Source organism: Nocardioides sp. 31GB23, from assembly GCF_040012395.1.
Classification (GTDB): domain Bacteria; phylum Actinomycetota; class Actinomycetes; order Propionibacteriales; family Nocardioidaceae; genus Nocardioides; species Nocardioides salarius.
In genome coordinates this window covers 1-17,431 of the sequence record NZ_JBDYKJ010000024.1, presented here as the reverse complement: position 1 = coordinate 17,431, position 17,431 = coordinate 1, and the positions used below count along the sequence as shown (strand labels likewise).

At 72.5% G+C, this 17,431-nt stretch carries 13 protein-coding genes; 11 read left to right on the top strand and 2 right to left on the bottom strand.

Annotated elements, in window-relative coordinates; genetic code table 11:
- Window positions 1–21 precede the first annotated feature (21 nt).
- From ABKW28_RS09645 to rnhA, 4 genes are all read left to right on the top strand, one after another.
- Window positions 22–1,128: a GuaB3 family IMP dehydrogenase-related protein gene (locus ABKW28_RS09645; RefSeq protein ID WP_193666982.1), complete on the top strand. Its 1,107-nt coding sequence runs from the start codon at window positions 22–24 to the stop codon at window positions 1,126–1,128.
- Between the two features lie 31 nt (window positions 1,129–1,159).
- Complete coding sequence (locus ABKW28_RS09640; RefSeq protein WP_348608766.1) at window positions 1,160–1,990, top strand: carbon-nitrogen hydrolase family protein; 831 nt, start codon at window positions 1,160–1,162, stop codon at window positions 1,988–1,990.
- Window positions 1,991–2,057: 67 nt separating this feature from the next.
- Complete coding sequence (locus ABKW28_RS09635) at window positions 2,058–4,865, top strand: alpha-amylase family glycosyl hydrolase (protein ID WP_348608763.1); 2,808 nt, start codon at window positions 2,058–2,060, stop codon at window positions 4,863–4,865.
- A 39-nt stretch (window positions 4,866–4,904) separates the two neighbouring features.
- Window positions 4,905–5,357 carry a ribonuclease HI gene (gene rnhA / locus ABKW28_RS09630; protein ID WP_348608836.1) on the top strand — a complete coding sequence of 151 codons (453 nt, stop codon included), beginning with the start codon at window positions 4,905–4,907 and terminating at the stop codon, window positions 5,355–5,357.
- Window positions 5,358–5,420: 63 nt separating this feature from the next.
- Here the strand turns inward: rnhA and ABKW28_RS09625 are convergent, their stop codons facing one another.
- Complete coding sequence (locus ABKW28_RS09625) at window positions 5,421–5,558, bottom strand: hypothetical protein (protein WP_348608760.1); 138 nt, start codon at window positions 5,556–5,558, stop codon at window positions 5,421–5,423.
- Window positions 5,558–5,989 carry a hypothetical protein gene (locus ABKW28_RS09620; protein WP_348608757.1) on the bottom strand — a complete coding sequence of 144 codons (432 nt, stop codon included), beginning with the start codon at window positions 5,987–5,989 and terminating at the stop codon, window positions 5,558–5,560. The genes ABKW28_RS09625 and ABKW28_RS09620 overlap by 1 nt, the downstream gene beginning before the upstream one ends.
- 201 nt (window positions 5,990–6,190) lie before the next feature.
- Here ABKW28_RS09620 and ABKW28_RS09615 point away from each other — a divergent pair, with 201 nt between their 5' ends.
- The 7 genes from ABKW28_RS09615 (at window position 6,191) to guaA (ending at window position 17,289) form a co-directional block, all read left to right on the top strand.
- Complete coding sequence (locus tag ABKW28_RS09615; RefSeq protein ID WP_348608754.1) at window positions 6,191–7,357, top strand: phosphotransferase family protein; 1,167 nt, start codon at window positions 6,191–6,193, stop codon at window positions 7,355–7,357.
- 1 nt (window position 7,358) lies between these two features.
- A complete protein-coding gene (locus ABKW28_RS09610; RefSeq protein WP_348608751.1) occupies window positions 7,359–8,471 on the top strand; it encodes a hypothetical protein in 1,113 nt (370 codons plus the stop codon).
- 87 nt (window positions 8,472–8,558) lie between these two features.
- Window positions 8,559–10,049, top strand: coding sequence for an aldehyde dehydrogenase (locus tag ABKW28_RS09605; RefSeq protein WP_348608748.1), 1,491 nt, complete (start codon window positions 8,559–8,561; stop codon window positions 10,047–10,049).
- Between the two features lie 226 nt (window positions 10,050–10,275).
- Window positions 10,276–11,901 (top strand): DUF11 domain-containing protein, encoded by a 1,626-nt coding sequence (locus ABKW28_RS09600; RefSeq protein ID WP_348608745.1) that lies wholly within the window; start codon window positions 10,276–10,278, stop codon window positions 11,899–11,901.
- A gap of 145 nt (window positions 11,902–12,046) precedes the next feature.
- Complete coding sequence (locus ABKW28_RS09595) at window positions 12,047–13,669, top strand: succinic semialdehyde dehydrogenase (RefSeq protein WP_348608742.1); 1,623 nt, start codon at window positions 12,047–12,049, stop codon at window positions 13,667–13,669.
- 1 nt (window position 13,670) lies between these two features.
- Complete coding sequence (locus tag ABKW28_RS09590) at window positions 13,671–15,389, top strand: GMC family oxidoreductase (protein ID WP_193666989.1); 1,719 nt, start codon at window positions 13,671–13,673, stop codon at window positions 15,387–15,389.
- Between the two features lie 292 nt (window positions 15,390–15,681).
- Window positions 15,682–17,289: a glutamine-hydrolyzing GMP synthase gene (gene guaA, locus ABKW28_RS09585; protein ID WP_193666990.1), complete on the top strand. Its 1,608-nt coding sequence runs from the start codon at window positions 15,682–15,684 to the stop codon at window positions 17,287–17,289.
- Window positions 17,290–17,431 lie beyond the last annotated feature (142 nt).

Sequence of the window (17,431 nt, the reverse complement as noted above, 5' to 3'; positions counted from 1 at the left end):
GCCAGCGGTTAGCCTGGCCCCGTGAGCGAGATCGAGATCGGCCGCGCCAAGCGTGCCCGCCGGGCCTACTCCTTCGACGACGTCGCGATCGTGCCCTCCCGGCGCACGCGCGACCCGGAGGAGGTCAGCACGCACTGGCAGATCGACGCCTACCGCTTCGACCTTCCGGTGATGGCCGCGCCCATGGACTCGGTGATGTCGCCGAGCACCGCGATCGCCTTCGGCCGCCACGGCGGCCTGGGCGTGCTCAACCTCGAGGGCCTGTGGACCCGCTACGAGGACCCCGAGCCGCTGCTCGAGGAGGTCGCCGGGCTGACCGGCACCGAGGCGACGCGCCGGATGCAGGAGATCTACCTCGAGCCGGTCAAGGCCGAGCTGATCACCCAGCGCCTGCGCGAGGTCCGCGAGTCCGGCGTGACCGTCGCCGGGTCGCTCTCGCCGCAGCGCACCAAGGAGTTCGCCAAGACCGTCGTCGACGCCGGGGTCGACATGTTCGTCATCCGCGGCACCACCGTCTCGGCCGAGCACGTCTCCAGCCAGGCCGAGCCGCTGAACCTCAAGGAGTTCATCTACGAGCTCGACGTGCCCGTCATCGTCGGTGGCTGCGCGACCCACCAGGCCGCCCTGCACCTGATGCGCACCGGCGCCGCCGGCGTCCTCGTCGGCTTCGGCGGCGGCGCGGCCCACACCACCCGCACCGTGCTGGGCGTCGCGGTGCCGATGGCCTCCGCGGTCGCCGACGTCGCGGCCGCGCGCCGCGACTACCTCGACGAGTCGGGCGGGCGCTACGTCCACGTCATCGCCGACGGCTCGATCGGCCGGTCCGGCGACATCGCCAAGGCGATCGCCTGCGGGGCCGACGCCGTGATGGTCGGCTCGCCCTTCGCCCGCGCCAGCGACGCCCCGGGGCGCGGCTTCCACTGGGGCACCGAGGCGCACCACGCCGAGCTGCCCCGCGGCCAGCGGGTGCAGTTCGAGACCGTCGGCACCTTCGAGGAGATCCTCTTCGGCCCCTCCCGGGTCGCCGACGGCACCATGAACCTCATCGGCGCGCTGCGTCGGTCGATGGCCACCACCGGCTACACCGACTGCAAGGAGTTCCAGCGCGTCGAGGTCGTCGTCGAGTAGGCCTGTGTGGTGATCACACCGTGAGCACACCGTGAGCATCGCGACCACCGCGCTGCGCGTCGCCGCCGGCCAGGCGGCGGCCGTGCCGGGCGACCTCGACGCCAACCTGCGCACCACCGCGCGCCTGGCCGCGCTGGCCGGCGACCAGGGGGTGCGGGTGCTGGTGCTGCCCGAGGCGTTCCTGACCGGCTACGACGCCGCCGTCTTCGCCGGCAGCCTGCCCGGGCCCGCCGACCTCACCGGCCCCCGGCTCGACCCGGTGCGCGAGCAGGTGCTGCGCACCGGTGTGACGGTGGTCGTCGGCACCGCGCTCGACCGCGGCTCCCGGCGCACCCTGTCGACCCTCGTGGTGCGGCCCGACGGGGCGGCCGGCGACGGGGTCGCTGCCCACCTGCCCTACGACAAGCAGCACGTCGACCAGCCCGAGCGGGAGTGGTTCGAGGCCGGCGACCATGGCGCCTCCGTCGTCGTCGACGGCGTCGAGCTGGGCCTGTCCACCTGCTACGACGGCTGCTTCCCCGAGCACGCCCGGGCCGCCAGCGACGCCGGCGCGCTCGGCTACCTGTGCTCGGCGGCGTACTTCCCCGGCGGCGCCCACCGCCGCGACCTCTACTACGCCGCCCGCGCGCTCGACAACGGGTTCTACGTCGTCCTCTCCGGGCTCACTGGCAGCTGCGGGGCCAGCTCCTTCATCGGCGGCTCGGCCGTCTACGACCCCGAGGGCCACCCGCTGGCCCGGCTCGGCGAGGAGGAGGGCCTGGCCATCGCCGAGATCCAGCCCGAGCAGGTGACCACGACCCGCGAGCGGCACCGGATGCACCACGAGCACCGCGACGACCTGGGGGACCGCGTGCGGGTCTGACGCCCACCGGCGGCCAGGGGCTAGAGTGAGCAGGCTCTGTGACCTTCATCACTCTCGGGAGGCGTCCGTGACCCGCTTGATCCCCGCCCTGACCAGCGCGCTCGCGCTGGGCCTGCTCACCGCCGGCGCCTCGCTGCCGAGCACCGCCGCCCCGGCCGTCGCCGGCGCTGCGACCGCTCCGGCGGTCCGCGCCGACCGGCCCGACCGGGCCACCGACGTGGCCCGCCCGGCGCTGCGCACCGGCCTGACCGACCACAGCTTCTACTTCGTGATGGCCGACCGGTTCGCCAACGGCGAGAGCGCCAACGACACCGGCGGCATCGAGGGCGGTCGTCTCGAGCACGGCTTCGACCCCACCGCCAAGGGCTTCTTCAACGGCGGCGACCTGGTCGGCCTGCGCGAGCAGCTCGACTACATCGAGGGCCTGGGCACCGACGCCATCTGGCTGACCCCGGTCTTCGAGAACAAGGCCGTCCAGCTCGAGGACGGACCCTCCGCGGGCTACCACGGCTACTGGATCACCGACTTCACGCGCATCGACCCCCACCTGGGCACCAACGCCGACCTGGCCGACCTGGTCGACGCCGCCCACGAGCGGGGCATGAAGGTCTTCTTCGACATCATCACCAACCACACCGCCGACGTCATCGGCTACGAGGAGGGTGCGCGCACGGCGTACGTGCCCAAGGACGTCGAGCCCTACCGCACCGCCGACGGCGAGCCCTTCGACGACCGCGACCACGCCGGCGGCGACGACTTCCCCGAGCTCGACGCCCAGACCTCGTTCCCCTACACCCCGGTGCTCGAGGAGGGCGAGGAGGACCTCAAGGTCCCGGCCTGGCTCAACGACCCGACGCTCTACCACAACCGCGGCAACACCACCTTCACCGGCGAGGACAGCCAGTACGGCGACTTCTTCGGCCTCGACGACCTCTTCACCGAGCACCCCACCGTGCGGGAGGGGATGATCGACATCTACCGCACCTGGGTCGACGAGCTCGGCATCGACGGGTTCCGCATCGACACGATGAAGCACGTCGACGACCCGTTCTGGCAGGCGTTCGGGCCCGGCCTGCTCGACTACGCCCGCAGCCACGGCAAGCCCGACTTCTTCATGTTCGGCGAGGTCGCGCTCGACGGCGCCGACGCCGCCGCCAAGGCCTTCACCTCCGGCTACACGACCCGCGCCGGCATGCAGTCGGTGCTCGACTTCCCCTTCCAGTGGGCCGCGCGCGACTTCGCCTCGCGCGGCACCAGCGCCGCCGACCTGGCCCGGTTCTTCGTCGACGACGACTTCTACACCGACGCCGACTCCAACGCCTACGCGCTGCCCACCTTCCTCGGCAACCACGACATGGGCCGCTTCGGGCACTTCGTCGGCGCCGACAACCCCGGGGCCGACGAGGCCGAGCTGCTGCGCCGCGACCGCCTGGGCCACGAGCTGATGTTCTTCTCGCGCGGCAACCCGGTCGTCTACTACGGCGACGAGCAGGGCTTCACCGGCACCGGCGGCGACCAGCTGGCCCGCCAGACGATGTTCGCCAGCCAGGTGCCGGAGTACGCCGACGACACCCAGCTCGGCACCGACGCGAAGACCCCGGCCACCGACAGCCTCGACCCGACGCACCCGCTCTACCGCCGCATCGCCCGCCTCGACCGGCTCACCGAGCGCCACCCGGCGCTGCGCGACGGCGCCCACCAGGTGCGGCTGGGCCAGGACGGGCCCGGCGTCGCCGCCTTCTCGCGCCTCGACCGCGACCAGCAGCGCGAGTACGTCGTGCTGCTCAACAACGCGAGCACCGCACGCTCGGCGAAGGTCTCCACCTGGGTCCGCAAGGGCGCCTTCCGCAAGGTCTACGGCCCGGGGGAGCAGCGGGTGCGCACCAACGGCTCCGGCGAGGTGCGCGTGCGGGTGCCCGCCCTGTCCACCGTGGTGTACGCCGCCAGCGAGCGGCTGGCGGCCTCGCGCCGGGCCCCGTCGATCACGCTGCGCACCCCGCGGCCCAGCGCCGTCGATCGCGGCCGGATGCTGGTGGGCGCACGGGTGGCCGGCCGTTCCTTCGCCGAGGTGACCTTCCAGGCCCGGGTCGGGGACGGCGCCTGGCAGAGCGTCGGCACCGACGACTCGGCGCCCTACCGGGTCTTCCACGACACCAGCGTGCTGGCGACCGGCACCCCGGTGCACTACCGCGCCGCCGTCCTCGACAACGCCGGCCACGCCCGGCTGGCGAAGGCGCGCGGCACCCAGGTCGCCGCCCCGGCCATCACGCTGAGCACCTCCGGCTCCGACGGCACGGTCAGCAGCATCGACCCGGTCACCGTCAGCGCCGAGGTCCAGCCCGAGCGGCCCACCCAGTCGGTGCGCTTCGAGCGCCGGGTCGGGCCCGACGGGGCCTGGGAGGTGCTCGGCACCGACACGTCCTCGCCGGCCTACCGGGCCACCGACGACATCGAGGGGCTCGAGCTCGGCACCGAGGTCACCTACCGCGCGGTCCTGCTCGAGCCGGGCGCCGAGCCGGTGACCAGCGACGAGGTCACGGTGCGCACCGCCGCCCCGCAGCCGGCCCGCGACAGCGTCACGCTCGCCGGCAGCCTGCAGGACGAGCTCGGCTGCCCGGCCGACTGGCAGCCCGACTGCGCGGCCACCCACCTGGCCTTCGACGCGACCGACGGCCGCTGGCACGCGACCTTCACGCTGCCCGAGGGCAGCTACGAGTGGAAGGTCGCCGTCGACGACTCGTGGGACGAGAACTACGGCGCCGGCGGGGCCGCCGGGGGAGACAACCTGGTGCTGGACGTGCCGGCCGGCGGTGCGGCGTACACCTTCACCTGGGACCAGGTCACCCACGTGCCCTCGGTGTCACCTGCGCAGTAGCCGGCTCCCTCTGGGAGGATGCCGCGCGTGAGCGAGGACGTGCCCGATGTCGTGGTCATCCACACCGACGGGGCGTGCGTGCCCAACCCCGGGCCCGGCGGGTGGGGCGCCCTGCTGCGCCAGGGCTCCCACGAGCTCGAGCTCTGCGGGGGCGAGGCCGGCTCCACGACCAACAACCGGATGGAGCTGACGGCGCCGATCATGGCGTTGACGGCCCTCAAGCGACCGGTGCGCGTCGAGCTCTACACCGACAGCACCTACGTGCGCTCGGGGATCACCACCTGGGTGGAGGGCTGGATGCGCAACGGTTGGCGCACCTCGGCCAAGCAGCCGGTCAAGAACGTCGACCTGTGGCAGCAGCTGCACGCGGCCTGCGAGCGCCACGACGTGCACTGGCACTGGGTCAAGGGTCACGCCGGCGACGAGGGCAACGAGCGGGCCGACCGGCTGGCGGCGCGCGGGCTGGCCGAGGCGGTCGCGGGCGCGCGTTGAACCGCCCCCGGTGAGCTCGTCACCGGGGGCGGTCCATTGCCCTGGAGGCCGTTGGGCGGGGGCCTAGGCCACCAGCTGCACGAGCAACCCCGCGCTGATGGTCGCGCCGGTCACCAGGCACGTCACGACGAGCAAGCCCGACGCGACGTCGTCCTCCACGCACCGTGCCAGGTGCGCGCGGGCGGAGTGGATCAGGTGCATCAGCGCAGACGGACGGTACGGCCCTTGGCGACGTCGGAGTAGTGGCCCGACGGGTCCGCGGTCTCGAACACGAAGTCGGTGACCCGAGCCTTGCCGGCCTCCCACTTGAAGCCACCGGTCGGGCGGCGCATCGCGATCCAGACCGTCTCCTCCTCGCCGTCGCACTCGAAGGCGTTGAAGTGGCTGACCTGGGCCGTCTGGGTCTGCGTCCCGCCGACGGTCACCTGGGTCAGCGTGGCGGTCAGCCGGGCGCTGGTGGTGTCCTCCGAGCAGGTCACGGTGGCCTTGACGTAGGCGATCTTGGAGGAGTCGGAGAGGTGGGCCCGCTTCTTGATCTTGACGATGGTGCTGTCGGCCTGTGCCGGCATGGCCGACAGGGTCAGGCCGGCCATGGTGGTCGCTGCTGCGAGCAGCTGTACGGACTTGCGCATCGTTGTCTCCCGAAGTGATGTGAATGGTCGTGTGGCCCCCTGGCGACCACGAGCAGGACGCTAGGCCGATGGCCAGGCGGGGGCGTCGCCCAAATCGGGGAACCGCGGCGGGGCCGGCGGGCCGTTGACAAACGAGAACACGTTCCACCACGCTGACGCGTGTCAACTCGTGCATGACCCACGTCACACCGGGGGAGTCCCGTGAGCCAGCCTGTCGCACCCGATGCCGACCTGACCCTGCAGCGGTCCAGCCGCGACGCGAGCGACTCCGCCGCCAGGCTGGCGCGGTGGCTGGCCGCCCGGCTGCCCGCCGGTGCCGACCCCGGCGTGGCCCTCGGCTCCGGGGTCGACGCCAACGGGATGAGCTCCGAGACGGTCGTCCTCGACGTCACCTGGACCGAGGGCGGTCAGCGCCGCACGCGGGGGTACGTCGCCCGCGTCGCGCCCACCCCGCAGGACGTGCCGGTCTTCCCCGCCTACGACCTGGCGGGCCAGCACGAGGCGATGCGCCTGGTCGCCGAGCTCACCGACGTGCCGGTCCCGGCCGTGCGCTGGATCGAGCCCACCGGCGAGGTCCTCGGCAGCCCCTTCTTCCTCATGGACCGGGTCGAGGGCCGGGTGCCGCCCGACGTGCTGCCCTACCCCTTCGGCGACAACTGGCTCTTCGACGCCTCCGCCGACGAGCAGCGCCGGCTGCAGGACCGCACGGTCGAGGTGGTCGCGGCCCTGCACGCCGTGCCCGACGCCGCGTCGCGGTTCGACTTCCTCGATCCCGGCCCCGGCCCCGGCCCCGGCCCCGGCCCCGGCACTGGCACCGACACCGACACCCTGCGGGCCGTCCTGGCCCGCACCCGTGCCTGGTACGAGTTCGCGAAGGCCGACGTCGGGCCCTCGCCCACCGCGGAGCGCGCGCTGGCCTGGCTCGAGACCCACGAGCCCGCGACGACCACCGGCACGGTGCTGTGCTGGGGCGACGCCCGCATCGGCAACATCCTCTACGACGGCTTCGAGCCCGCCGGCGTGCTGGACTGGGAGATGGCCACGCTCGGCCCGCGCGAGCTCGACCTCAGCTGGCTGGTCACCGCCCACCAGGTCTTCCAGTCGATCGTGGAGGTGCTCGGCCTGCCGGGCATGCCGGGCTTCCTGCGAGAGGACGACGTCCTGGCGACGTACGAGCGCGCCAGCGGCGTCCGGCTGGGGGACCTCGACTGGTACCACGTCCACAGCGGCCTGCAGTGGTGCATCGTCTTCATGCGCACCGGCTTCCGGCAGCTGCACTTCGGCGAGATCGCCGAGCCCGACGACATCGAGTCGTTGATGCACAACCTGCCCCTGCTGCTCGACACGCTGGAGAGGGTGGGTGCCTGAGATGGTCGGACCGCTGGACGAGTTCGCGCTGCACCAGGCCCCGCTGCCCGTGGGGTGGGCCGCCACCAGCGACCGCAACTTCTACGACCGCAGCTACTTCAACGCCCACGACCGCAGCGGCGAGCGCCTGCTGATCATGGGGCTGGGCTACTACCCCAACCTCGGCACCAAGGACGCGTTCGTGCTGTGGCGCCGCGGCGACGTCCAGACCGCGCTGCACCTCGGGGACCCCGTCGACGACGACCGCCTCGACATGCACGTCGGTCCCTTCCGCATCGAGGTGCCCGAGCCGCTGCGCCGCCTGCGGGTGGTGCTCGAGGAGACCGAGGGGCTGGCGCTCGACCTGCACTGGACGGGCTCCTTCGACGCCGTGCAGGAGCAGCCCCACGTGATGCGCTCGGGCAGCCGCGTCACCCTCGACGCGCAGCGCTTCGCCCAGGTGGGCTCGTGGGAGGGCACGATGCTCGTCGACGGCGAGGAGATCACCGTCTCTCCCGACACCTGGCTCGGCACCCGCGACCGGTCGTGGGGCATCCGCCCCGTGGGCGAGCCCGAGCCGGCGGGGCGGCCGGCCGACCCGCCCTTCGACGGGATGTGGTGGACCTACGTGCCGATGCGCTTCGACGACTTCTCGATCGTGCTGCTGATGCAGGAGACGCCCGAGGGGCACCGCACCTTCAACGACTGCAGCCGGATCTTCGCCGACGGACGCGTCGAGCAGCTCGGCTGGCCGCTGGTGCAGGTGCGCTACGCGTCGGGCACTCGCACCGCCACCGGCGCCACGATCCGCTGCACCCGCCCCGACGGGGTCGAGGTGCTGCTCGAGGTCGAGGCCAGGCTGCCCACCCCGCTGCACCTCGGCGGCGGGTACGGCGGCGACAGCGACTGGAGCCACGGGCTCTGGAAGGGAGCGGGCTTCGTCGAGCGGCTCAGCTACGACGTCACCACCCCCGAGAACGCCGGCAGGGCCATGTTCGGCGTCGTCGACTACGTCGGGCGCAGCACCTGCCACGAGGAGGGCCGCACCAGCGAGGGCTGGGGCCTCTTCGAGCACGGCGCGATCGGGCGCCACGACCGCAGCGGCTTCGCCGACTGGTTCGACCTCGCGCCCTGAGCGGCGCCCACCCACCGCCCCACACCCAGCTCACCCCACCCCACCCCGAGCCACCAGTCCAGCAGTCCAGCAGCCCAGGAGCCCCGGATGACCCAGACCCAGGACCACCGACCGATCGGCGTCGACGCGCTCGACCGCGACTCCTTCTACATCGACGGGCGGTGGACCCGACCCGCCACGGGCGACGTCATCGAGGTCGTCTCGCCGCACACCGAGCAGGTCGTGGCGCGGGTGCCCGAGGGTCGTCCCGCCGACATCGACGCCGCCGTGGCGGCCGCGCGCCGGGCCTTCGACGAGGGGCCCTGGCCGCGCACGTCCCCGGCGGAGCGGGTCGAGGTCGTCCAACGCCTCTCGGGCCTGTACGCCGCCCGGCTGGGCGACATGGCCGAGCTGATCACCATCGAGATGGGCTCGCCCACATCGTTCGCCAACCTGGCGCAGTCGCCGGCCCCCTGGATGCAGATCGAGGCGTTCATCGCGATCGCGCGCGACTTCGCGTGGGAGGCCGCCCGACCGGGCGTGCTCGGCTCCGACGTGCTGGTGCGCCACGAGCCGGTCGGGGTGGTGGCGGCGATCGCTCCGTGGAACGTCCCGCAGTTCACGCTGGTCTCCAAGGTGGTCCCGGCCCTGCTGGCGGGGTGCACGGTGGTCGCCAAGCCCGCCCCGGAGTCGCCACTCGACGCCTACCTGCTGGCCGAGCTGCTGGACGAGGCGGGCGTACCGCCCGGCGTGGTGAACATCGTGGCCGGCGGCCGCGAGGCCGGCGCCCACCTCGTCGCCCACGCGGGCATCGACAAGGTGGCCTTCACCGGCTCCACCGCCGCCGGTCGCACCATCGGCGCGGTGTGCGGCGAGCAGCTCAAGCGCTGCTCCCTCGAGCTGGGCGGCAAGTCGGCGGCCATCGTGCTCGATGACGCCGACCTCACCGCCACCATGGAGGGCCTGCGCTTCACCTCCTTCATGAACTCCGGGCAGGCCTGCGTGGCCCAGACCCGGGTGCTGGCCCCGCGCGGGCGCTACGCCGAGGTGGTCGACGCCCTGGCGCAGACCGCCGCATCGATGCCGGTCGGCGACCCGGCCGACCCCGCCACCGAGGTCGGCCCGATGGTGGCGCGCCGGCAGCAGGAGCGGGTGACGTCGTACATCGAGGTCGGCCGGGGCGAGGGGGCCCGCCTGGTCACCGGCGGCACGGGGATGCCCGAGGGCCTCGACCGCGGCTGGTACGTGCGCCCGACGGTCTTCGCCGACGTCGACAACCGGATGCGCATCGCCCAGGAGGAGATCTTCGGGCCCGTCGTCTCGGTGATCGCCTACGACGGCGTCGAGGAGGCGGTGCGGATCGCCAACGACTCCGACTACGGCCTCGCGGGGACCGTGTGGACCGCCGACCTGGCGGCCGGGATCGACGTGGCCCGCCAGGTGCGCACCGGCACCTACGGGGTCAACACCTACACGATGGACTTCGCCGCGCCCTTCGGCGGCTTCAAGGCCTCCGGGGTGGGCCGCGAGTTCGGGCCCGAGGGGATGGCGCAGTACACCGAGGTCAAGTCCATCTACACCCCGCCGCCGGCGGGCTAGCCTGTGCGGGGAGGGTCCGGTCCCTCCCCGCGGGCGGGGCTCGGACGTCTGGACACCTGGTCGAGACCGGTGCGACCGGCAACCCCAGGGAGCATGGCCCACTCGGGCCAGGTCGACCCCAGGGCCGGTCCCGAGTCGTCGATGCGGCGCATGCGCGGGCCGAGAGTGGGACCCACATCGACGCGGCGGGGAGGGGTTTTCGCCGCATGAGGGGGAGGACTCCACCATGCGCCTGAAGCGCACACGAAATCTGGCCACCACCGTGGCCGTGACCACGACCCTGGGCCTCGCGGGCCTGCCACTGCTCCTCGCGCCCGCCTCGGCCGCACCGGCGCCCCGGCTCGAGCTGAGCATCACCGCCGACAAGACCACGGCCGCCGGCGGCGACAGCGTGGTCTACACGCTCTCGGTCAAGAACACCGGCGGCTCGGTGGCCACCGCTCCCGTCATCACCCACACCGTCCCCGACGGCCTCACGCTCACCAGCGCGCCGGGGTGCAGCGCCACGGGCGCCACGCTCACCTGCACCCTCGGCGACCTGGCCGCCGGCGCGACGGCCGCGCCGCGCACCGTCACCGCCACCGTCGACGCCTTCACCGCCCCGGCGCCCAGCGACTCCGGGCACCGGCTGGTCTACGTGAAGGAGGAGAAGTTCGTCGAGCTGCCCGCCGGCAAGGCGACGACCGCCTCGCTGGCCTGCCCGGCCGGGCACGTCGTCACCGACGGCAGCCTGCAGCTCGACAGCGTGCACGCCTCGAGCGCCACCGACGTCTTCACCACCGAGAGCCGCGCCGCCACCGTCGACGGACGCTCGGGCTGGGTGGCGAGCGTCGTCAACGACGGGGCCCGTGCCACCGGCAAGCTGCGGGTGAGCTGCCTGGCCACGCAGACCACCGGCTCCAGCCACACCCACGCACTGGTCGGCGGAGTCACGTACACGACCGGCACCGCGACGGGCGCCGACGGCGACGGCGTCATCGCCGCGACCAGCGGCTCCTGCGCCAGCGGACAGATCGCGATCGCGCCCTCGTTCGAGTTCACCGCCGGGTCGGGCCTGATGACCTCCTCGGCACCCCAGGGCGCCGGGTGGTCCTTCACCGCCGAGGAGCTCGAGGAGGACAGCAGGTTGAAGGTCTCGGTCGCGTGCCTCGACCTGGCCACGGCTCCCGCCCACGGGCACAGCGCGCAGCTGGGCCTGCGCTCGGTCGACCCCGTCGCCCGGATGATCGAGGACGGCGCCTCCGGCTCCGTCGAGACCAGCTGCGGGCCGTCGACGTACGCCGTGGCCGGCGGTTTCAGCGCCACCGAGCCCGGCCTGCTCCAGGTCGGCTTCGACCCGCGCTACGAGACCCGGTCGCACCAGTTCTTCAACGACAGCGGCGACAAGGCCCGGGCCGAGGTCAGCGCGGTGTGCCTGGAGTCCTCGCTGGGCGGCGAGCGCGGCAGCAAGCAGATCACCAGCACCGCGGTCGTGACCTCCGGCACCAGGTCGGCCAGCGGCTCGAACACCATCACCGCCATCGCCGGCGGCGAGCCGGCCACGCCGAGCATCAGTGCCGCCGGTGCCCAGCACAACGCGGCGGGCAGCAAGATCAAGGTCACCGTCTCGTGCGGGGCGGCCCCCTGCACCCTGACCGGCAAGGCGATCTCGCTGGGCTCCGAGTCGGGCGGCATCGCCAAGGGCAAGCAGATCGGCTACGGCAAGATCAAGCTGGTAGCGGGTCAGACCAAGGTGCTCAAGCTCGGTGTGAAGAGCAGCTTCCGCACGCAGGTCAAGAGCAGCGGCTTCAAGAAGTTCACCCTCACCCTCCGTGGTGGCGGCGTCGACGAGAAGATCGACCTCGCCATCTGAGCAGCCTCTGGGCGAGTGCTCCGGCGTCATCGAGCGCCCCGGGACCTGTGGTCCCGGGGCGCTTGACACTTTCTTTTGCTGTGTAAAAGAGCACACTCGCTACCAATCGGTAGTGAGCGAGACCGCGGTCACATACTCTCGGTACATGAACGCCCAGCAGCCCGACCGGCCCGGTGCCCCGTCGCTCGACGGGCCGCACGACCCCGAGCACGACCCGACCGCGTCGTACGCCCTCGAGCCGGAGTACGTCGCCTCGCTGACCCGGCGCGTGCGCAGCAGCACCGGGCGCACCGCCGAGGTGCGCACCCCGATCAACGGGGCGCCGCTGGCGCACGTGCCGCAGTCGGGCGAGCAGGACGTGCAGGAGGCCTTCACCCGGGCGCGGCGCGCCCAGGCCGCGTGGGCGCGCACCAGCCTCGAGCACCGCTCGGCCATCATGATGCGGCTGCACGACCTGGTGATCGACCGCCAGGAGGAGATCCTCGACCTCATCGTCTGGGAGTCGGGCAAGGCTCGTCAGCACGCCTTCGACGAGCCGATCCACATCGCGCTCACCGCGCGCTACTACGCCCGCACCGCGCACCAGCACCTCGACCCCCGGCGTCGCCTCGGCGTGGTGCCCGGCCTGACCCGGGTCGAGGTCAACCGCGTGCCCAAGGGCGTCGTGGGCATCATCTCGCCCTGGAACTACCCCTTCACGATGGCACTGTGCGACGGGCTGCCCGCGCTGATGGCCGGCAACGCCGTGGTGGCCAAGCCCGACGCCCAGACCATGCTCTCAGCGCTGCTGGGTGCGCAGCTGCTCGAGGAGGCCGGCTTCCCGAAGGACCTGTGGCAGGTCGTGGCCGGCCCCGGCTCCGACGTCGGCCCCCAGGTGATCGGCCAGGCCGACTACATCTGCTTCACCGGCTCCACCGCCACCGGCCGCCGGGTCGCTGCCGGCTGCGCCGAGCGGCTGATCGGCTGCTCCCTCGAGCTGGGTGGCAAGAACCCGATGCTGGTGCTGCGCGACGCCGACGTCGAGAAGGCCGCCGAGGGCGCGGTGCGTGCCTCGTTCTCCAACGCCGGCCAGCTCTGCGTCTCCGCCGAGCGGCTCTTCGTCGCCGACCAGGTCTACGACCGCTTCGTCGAGCGCTTCGTGGCACGCACCCAGGCGATGACCCTGGGCGCGAGCCTCCAGTGGGGCAACGACATGGGCTCGCTGGTCAGCCAGGCGCAGCTCGACACCGTGACCAGCCAGGTCGAGGACGCCGTCGCCAAGGGCGCGCGGGTGCTCACCGGCGGGCGCGCCCGGCCCGACCTGGGCCCCTACGTCTTCGAGCCGACGATCCTCGAGGGCGTCACTCCCGAGATGACCTGCTTCGGCCAGGAGACCTTCGGGCCCGTGGTCTCGCTCTACCGCTTCCACGACGAGGCCGACGCGGTGGCGCGGGCCAACGCGGGGGAGTACGGCCTCAACGGCTCGGTCTACAGCCGTGACGGCGCCCGGGCCCGGGCGATCGCGCGCGAGATCGCCTGCGGCACCGTCAACGTCAACGAGGCCTTCGCGGCCACCTTCGCCTCCATCGACTCGCCGATGGGCGGGATGCGCCAGTCGGGGATGGGGCGGCGCCAGGGGAGCGAGGGCATCCACCGCTACACCGAGACCCAGTCGGTCGCCACGCAGCGGCTGATCCGCATCGCCCCGATGCTGGGCATGTCCGACGAGACCTACGCACGGGTGATGACCGCCCAGCTGCGTGTGATGAAGAAGCTGGGAAGGCCCTGACATGAGCGAGCACGACTACGACGTCCTGGTGATCGGCTCCGGGTTCGGCGGCTCGGTGAGTGCGCTGAGGCTGACCGAGAAGGGCTACCGCGTGGGCGTGGTCGAGGCGGGCGCCCGCTTCGAGGACGACGACTTCGCCTCGGGCACCTTCGACCTCACCCGCTACCTGTGGGCGCCCGCCCTGGGCTGCTACGGCATCCAGCGCATCGACGCGGTCCGCGACACGATGATCGTGGCCGGGGCGGGCGTCGGCGGCGGCTCGCTGGTCTACGCCAACACGCTCTACGAGCCGCTGCCGGCCTTCTACAACGACCCGCAGTGGAGCCACATCACCGACTGGAAGTCCGAGCTGGCGCCCTACTACGACCAGGCCAAGCGGATGCTCGGCGTGGTCGAGAACCCGGTGCGCACCCCGGCCGACGACGTGATGGAGAAGGTCGCCGGCGACATGGGCGTGGCCGACTCCTTCCACCCCACCCCGGTGGGCGTCTTCTTCGGCGGCCCGGGCCAGCAGCCCGGCGAGCAGGCCGAGGACCCCTTCTTCGGCGGCGCGGGCCCCGCGCGCAACGCCTGCCTCAACTGCGGCGAGTGCATGTCGGGCTGCCGGCACAACGCCAAGAACACCCTGGTCAAGAACTACCTCTACCTCGCCGAGAAGCAGGGCGCGCGGGTCATGCCGCTGAGCACCGTGACCCGCATCCGCCCCCGCGAGGGCGGCGGGTACGACGTGACCATCAAGTACACCAAGGCCAAGCGCGCCACCGCGCGCACCACCCGCACCCTCACCGCCGAGCACGTGGTGATGGCCGCGGCCTCCCTCGGCACCCAGAAGCTGCTGCACCGGATGAAGGACGAGGGCCACCTGCCGCGCGTCTCCGACCGGCTCGGCTACCTCTCGCGCACCAACTCCGAGTCGATCCTGGGCGCCATCGCACCCAAGTCGGACACCACCGACTACTCCTACGGCGTCGCGATCACGTCGAGCTTCCACCCCGACGCCGACACCCACGTCGAGCCGGTGCGCTACGGCAAGGGCTTCAACGCGATGGCGATGATGCAGACCGTGCTCACCGACGGCGACGGCGACGGGCCGCGCTGGCGCGCGTGGTTGAAGGAGATGTGGACCCAGCGCCGCGAGATCGCCAACCTCTACGACCTCAAGCACTGGTCGGAGCGGACCGTGATCGCGCTGGTGATGCAGAGCCTCGACAACTCGATCACCACCTACGGCAAGCGCAACAGGCTCACCGGGCACTGGCGGATGACCTCGCGCCAGGGCCACGGCGCGCCCAACCCGACGTGGATCCCGGCGGCCAACGACGCGGTGCGCCGCATCGCCGGGGTGCTGGGCGGCACGGCCGGCGGCAACATCGGCGAGCCCTTCAACATGCCGCTGACCGCCCACTTCATCGGTGGCTGCGCGATCGGCGACTCGCCCGAGAGCGGCGTGATCGACCCCTACCAGCGCGTCTACGGCCACCCCGGCCTGCACGTGATGGACGGCGCCGCGATCACCGCCAACCTGGGGGTCAACCCGTCGCTGACGATCACCGCGCAGGCCGAGCGCGCGATGGCCCTGTGGCCCAACAAGGGCGAGGCCGACCGGCGTCCCGGGCTGGGCGCCGACTACCGCCGCGTCGACCCCGTCGCGCCGCTGCACCCGGTGGTCCCGGAGGGCGCTCCCGGCGCCCTGCGGCTGCCCATCGTGGGAGTCAGCTGAGGCTGGATGTCTAGCCCACGAAAAAAAGGTGCGGGAAAGCCCGTCACCCACGTAACCCCCTGAGATCGACCTCGTTGTGAAGGTCAGACCCGGCAGTCATGCTCCCTCCCAAAGGTCGGGTCGTTTGTCCAAGCTGCTGTCCAACAGAGGCGTGGACGATCAGGGCCCGGCCATCCTCCCTCCCCGGCCGGGCCCTGGTGCTATTTCTGGGCGCCGCAGGAGTCCCCGGCCTGACACGTCCGGGGCAGGTGGCGACCCGAGGCCCGGGCCGGTACGCCGATAGGCTGGCCCCATGAGCGACGTGACCCCCGGCATCCCCGACCACGACCTCGTGCTGGTCGTCGACTTCGGGGCGCAGTACGCGCAACTGATCGCCCGACGGGTGCGCGAGGCACGGGTCTACTCCGAGATCGTGCCGCACCACCTGCCGGTCGAGGAGATGCTGGCCCGCAAGCCGAAGGCGATCATCCTCTCCGGCGGCCCGAGCTCGGTCTACGCCGAGGGCGCGCCGGGCATCGACCCCACGATCTTCACGTCGGGCACCCCGGTCTTCGGCATGTGCTACGGCTTCCAGCTGATGGCGGCCGGCCTGGGCGGCACCGTGGCGCGCACCGGCTCGCGCGAGTACGGCCGGACCCCGGTCACCGTCGGCGAGGCGGGCACCCTGCTGGCCGACGTGCCGTCGTCGCACACCGTGTGGATGTCGCACGGCGACGCGGTCACCGCGGCCCCCGAGGGCTTCTCGGTGCTCGCCGAGACCACCAAGACCCCGGTCGCGGCGTTCGAGCAGGTCGACCGTGGCCTGGCCGGCGTGCAGTGGCACCCCGAGGTGCTGCACACCGAGCACGGCCAGCAGGTCCTCGAGCACTTCCTCGTCGACATCGCCGGCTGCCGCCAGACCTGGACGATGGTCAACATCGTCGAGGAGCAGATCGAGTCGATCCGTGCCCAGATCGGCGAGCGCGGCCAGGCGATCTGCGGCCTGTCCGGCGGCGTCGACTCGGCCGTGGCCGCCGCGATCGTGCAGCGCGCCATCGGCGACCGGCTCACCTGCGTGTACGTCGACCACGGGCTGATGCGCTCGGGAGAGACCGAGCAGGTCGAGCGGGACTTCGTGGCCGCCACCGGGGTCGACCTGCGCGTCGTCGACGCCGAGAAGCAGTTCCTCGACGCCCTCGCCGGCGTCTCGGACCCCGAGGAGAAGCGCAAGATCATCGGCCGCGAGTTCATCCGCACCTTCGAGGCCGCCGAGGCCGAGGTGCTGGCCGACAAGATGCCCGACGCCGTGACCGGCGAGGGCGGCGACAAGGTCGCGTTCCTGGTGCAGGGCACCCTCTACCCCGACGTGGTGGAGTCGGGCGGCGGCGCCGGCACCTCCAACATCAAGAGCCACCACAACGTGGGCGGCCTGCCCGAGGACCTCGAGTTCGAGCTCGTCGAGCCGCTGCGCACGCTCTTCAAGGACGAGGTGCGCCTGGTCGGCGAGCAGCTGGGCCTGCCCGCCGAGATCGTGCACCGCCAGCCGTTCCCGGGCCCCGGCCTGGGCATCCGGATCATCGGCGAGGTCACCCGCGAGCGGCTCGACATCCTGCGCCAGGCCGACGCGATCGTGCGCGAGGAGATGACCCGCGCCGGGCTCGACCGCGACATCTGGCAGATGCCGGTGGTGCTGCTGGCCGACGTCCGCTCGGTCGGCGTGCAGGGCGACGGCCGCACCTACGGCCACCCCATCGTGCTGCGCCCGGTCACCTCGGAGGACGCGATGACCGCCGACTGGGCCCGGCTGCCCTACGAGGTCCTCGAGACCGTCTCGACCCGCATCACCAACGAGGTCGAGGAGGTCAACCGGGTCACGGTCGACATCACCAGCAAGCCCCCGGGCACCATCGAGTGGGAGTGAGCGGGGCGGGCCTCAGCGGTTCTTGATGTCCTTCTTCGTACGCCGCCGCAGCTGGATGATGCGCAGGCTGCCGGCGGTGGCGGTGAGCAGGATGCCGGCCGGGGGGGGGGGGGGGGGGGGGGGGGGGGGGGGGGGGGGGGGG